Here is a 3,961-nt window from a genome sequence, read left to right on the forward strand (position 1 = left end):
ACGAGGGTGGTGCCGAGTTCGCGCACCACATGGCGGGCGAGGGCACCGAGGGCCGCCTGGACGTCGGCCACGACGATCGCGGGCACGCCGACGGGGCGGGACGCCAGCACCGCTGCCGCGCCCGCCTCGACGACCGCGGCCGCGTAGTCGTGGCCGTCCACTCGCTCGCCGACGAAGGCGACGAAGAGGCTGCCGGGCTCCACCTCACGGGAGTCCCGGACGACGGGTCCGGTGACGAGCGCCGACGGATCCGGTATGTCGTGCGTCTGCCCGCCGACGACTTCTGCGATCTCGGCGAGAGAGAGGGCGATCACAAGTTCATCCCTGGGTCTGCTGGATAGCTTCGCGAAGCACCTGGCGGTCGTCGAAGGGACGTACCACGCCGGCGATGTCCTGGCCCTGCTCGTGGCCCTTGCCCGCGACCAGCACGGTGTCGCCGGGTTCGGCGCGGGCCACGGCCGCGGCGATCGCGGCGGCCCGGTCCTCGAAGAGGAGGACCTCGCCGCGCTCGTGGGCCGGCACGGAGGCCGCGCCCTCGAGCATGGTGGCGAGGATCGCGAGGGGGTCCTCGGAGCGGGGGTTGTCGGAGGTCAGTACGGCGGTGTCGGAGAACCGGGCGATGGCGGCGCCCATCGGCGCGCGCTTGGTGCGGTCCCGGTCGCCGCCGCAGCCGAGCACCACGTGCAGCCTGCCCTCGGTGACCTTGCGCAGCGCCTTGAGGACCGACTCGACGGCGTCCGTCTTGTGGGCGTAGTCGACGACCGCGAGGTAGGGCTGTCCGGCGTCCACGCGCTCCAGGCGGCCCGGCACGCCCGGCACGGCGGCGATGCCGTCGGCGGCGGTCTGCGGGTCGATCCCGGCGACGGCCAGGGCGGCGATGGCGGCGACGGTGTTGGCGACGTTGAACGGGCCCGGCAGCGGTGACCTCGCGGTGATCCGCTCGTCCTTCGGGCCGAGCACGGTGAACGTCGAGTCCATCGGGCCGACCTGGACGTCCACGGCGCGCCAGTCGGCGTCGGGGTGGCCCTCGGCGGAGAACGTGACGACCGGGACCGTGGCCTCCTTGGTGAGCCTGCGGCCGTACTCGTCGTCGAGGTTGACGACGCCGAGCCTGCTGCGCTCCGGGGTGAACAGCCCCGCCTTGGCCTGGAAGTAGTCCTCCATGTCGGAGTGGAACTCCATGTGCTCCGGGCTGAGGTTGTTGAACACCGCCACGTCGAAGACGCAGCCGTCGACCCGGCCGAGGACCAGGGCGTGGCTGGACACCTCCATGACGACCGCGTCGGCGCCGCGTTCGCGCATGACGGCGAAGAGGGCCTGGAGGTCGGTGGCCTCGGGGGTGGTGCGCTCGGACTTGACGCGCTCGTCGCCGATGCGCATCTCGACGGTGCCGATGAGCCCGGTGGAGCGCACCGTGCGCAGGCCGCCCTCGACGAGGTAGGCGGTGGTGGTCTTGCCGGAGGTGCCGGTGATGCCGATCTGGAGCAGGTCGCGGCCGGGCCGGCCGTAGATCGTGGCCGCCAGTTCGCCCATCCGTCCGCGCGGGTCGTCGACGACGAGGACCGGGAGCCCGGTGGCGGCGGCGCGCTCGGCACCGGTCGGGTCGGTCAGGACGGCGACGGCACCGAGGCCGGCCGCCTGGTTCACGAAGTCGGCGCCGTGCAGCCGGGCGCCGGGCAGGGCGGCGTACAGATCGCCGGGGCGGACGGCGCGGGAGTCATGGGTGATGCCCGTGACCCCGGTGGTCGCCTCCCCGGTCTCCGGCTGTGCGGCACCCAGGTGTCCGGCGAGTTCCGCGAGGGGTGTGGCGGAGACCTGGGCCGGCCTGGGCGGTCCGGGGTATGTCACGGAAACGCCCTTCTGGGTGGTTTGGGACTGATCAGCGTGTGGCACGGCGGTGAGCGTACCGGGCGCACCCCCGCCGGAGCGAAGCGAGGGTTTGCGCGGGGGCGGTGGGGCGGCGTGGTTCCCGGGGTCGGGAGTGATCATGGTCACGAGTGCGTTCCTGGCTGGTTGCGCTGATCAGTGGGTGGATCAGGGGGGTCAGGAGGGTCGGGGGTCGCCCGGGCGGCGGGTCACGGCTTGAAGCTGACGGGCAGGTTCGCGGGCCCGGCGCCGGTCGGCGGGACCTGGAGGGTCTTCAGGGCGAACTCCATGACCTCCTTGTAGATGGGCCCGCAGATCTGGCCGCCGAAGTAGTTGCCCTTGGTGGCGTTCTGGATGGCGCAGTACACGGTGATCCGCGGCTTGTCCGCGGGTGCGAAGCCGGCGAACGACGAGGTGTAGCCGCGGTACCTGCCGGTGGCCGGATCCACACGGTTCGCCGTACCCGTCTTGCCCGCGACCCGGTAGCCGGGGATGCGTGCCTTGGTGCCGGTGCCCTCCTCGTCGTCCACGACGGACTCCAGCATCCTGGCCAGGGTCTTCGCCGTCCTCTCACTCACGACCCGGGTCTTCTTCGGCTTCGGGGCGGGGGTGAAGCGGCCGTCGGGCCCCTTGGTGCCGCGGACGAGGGTGGGCGCCACGCGGACGCCGCCGTTGGCGATCGTCGAGTAGACGGAGGTCGCCTGCATGGCGTTTATCGAGACGCCCTGACCGAAAGGGATCGTGTACTGCTGCGACGTCGACCAGTCGCCGGGCGCGGCGAGGATGCCCTTGGTCTCGCCGGGAAAGCCGAGCCCGGTGTAGCTGCCGATGCCGAACTTGCGCAGATAGGAGTAGAGGATCCGGTTGGACTCCCGCTGGTTCCTGCCGAGTTCGCCGGTGGCGAGGATCGTGCCGATGTTGCTGGACTTGGCGAGCACGCCGTTGAGCGTCAGGTACCAGGTCGGGTGGTCGATGTCGTCCTTGAAGAGGCGGTCGCCGCGGTGCAGCCGGTTGGGCACGGTGACATGCGTCTCGGGGGTGGCGACGTTCTCCTCCAGTACGGCGGCCATCGACATGACCTTGGCGGTGGAGCCGGGCTCGTAGGCGTCCTGGAGGGCCGCGTTGCCCAGGGCGTCCGGGTTCGCTTTGCTGAGGTCGTTGGGGTCGAAGCCGGGTGAGTTGGCCATGGCGAGGATCTCGCCGGTGCGGGTGTCCTGCACTATCACGTAGCCGCGGTCCGCCTTGGACTTCTTCACCTGCTCGGTGATGGCGCTCTGCGCGGCCCACTGGATGTCCCGGTCGATGGTCAGCTCGACGTCGGAGCCGGCCACGGCGGGGGTCTCGGCGGAGCCCGCGGTGGGCACGAGGCGTCCGCCGGACTGGGCGTAGCGGATCTTGCCGTTCTTGCCGGACAGATCGCGGTTCAGCTGCTGCTCGACACCCCCGCCGCCCTTGCCCTCGGCGTTGACCCAGCCCAGTATCCCGGCGGCGAGGTCGCCGTTGGGGTACACGCGTTTGCTGCTGGGCTCCTGGAAGACGCCGGCCAGGACGTTGACGGTGCCCGGGTCGTCCTTGGCCTTCTTGACGAGCGCGGTCTTCAGGTCGGTGATCTGGTTCCAGACCTGGGGGGTCTGGCGGCGGGCGAGGAGCACGTACCGCGTGTTCTTGGTGCGCAGCTTCCCGGCGATCGTGTCCTGGTCGGCGCCGAGGATCGGGGCGAGGAGCGCGGCCGCCTGCTCGGGGCCGTCACCGACCTTGAGCTGGTCGCGCGTGAACATCGTCGGGTCGGCGGTGATGTCGTTGGCGTCCGCGCTGATCGCCAGGTGGACCCCGTTGCGGTCGGTGATCCCGCCCCGCTCGGCGGCGAGGACCCGGCCGACGTAGCGGTTCCGGTCGGCCTTGGCCGCGTACTCTCCCGCGTCGACGGCCTGCACCTGGAGCAGCCGGACCACGAAGGCGATCATCACCAGGGTCAGGGCGAGGCTCACCATGCGCAGCCGGGGGCGGGGGCTGCCCAGGCGGATGGTGCGCGGGGCCGGCTGCCGGGGGCCCGGGCGGCGCTGGCCCGCGGGCCGGGCGCCGGGGCCGGGGCCGG

The 3,961-nt window shown here is 71.9% G+C and carries 3 protein-coding genes; all 3 read right to left on the minus strand.

All coding sequences use genetic code 11. From position 1 onward, the window contains the following. The coding region (locus M8J73_RS14980) for a Mur ligase domain-containing protein (RefSeq protein WP_249828708.1) at positions 1-314 on the minus strand (314 nt) is incomplete at its 3' end. A gap of 4 nt (positions 315-318) precedes the next feature. Beyond that, positions 319-1,995, minus strand: a complete 1,677-nt coding sequence (locus M8J73_RS14985; RefSeq protein ID WP_249828709.1) for a UDP-N-acetylmuramoyl-L-alanyl-D-glutamate--2,6-diaminopimelate ligase — start codon at positions 1,993-1,995, stop codon at positions 319-321. An 80-nt stretch (positions 1,996-2,075) separates the two neighbouring features. After that, a partial coding sequence (locus tag M8J73_RS14990) for a peptidoglycan D,D-transpeptidase FtsI family protein (protein ID WP_249828710.1) occupies positions 2,076-3,961 on the minus strand: 1,886 nt, incomplete at its 5' end.

The organism is Streptomyces neyagawaensis (genome assembly GCF_023516595.1).
GTDB lineage: Bacteria > Actinomycetota > Actinomycetes > Streptomycetales > Streptomycetaceae > Streptomyces > Streptomyces neyagawaensis.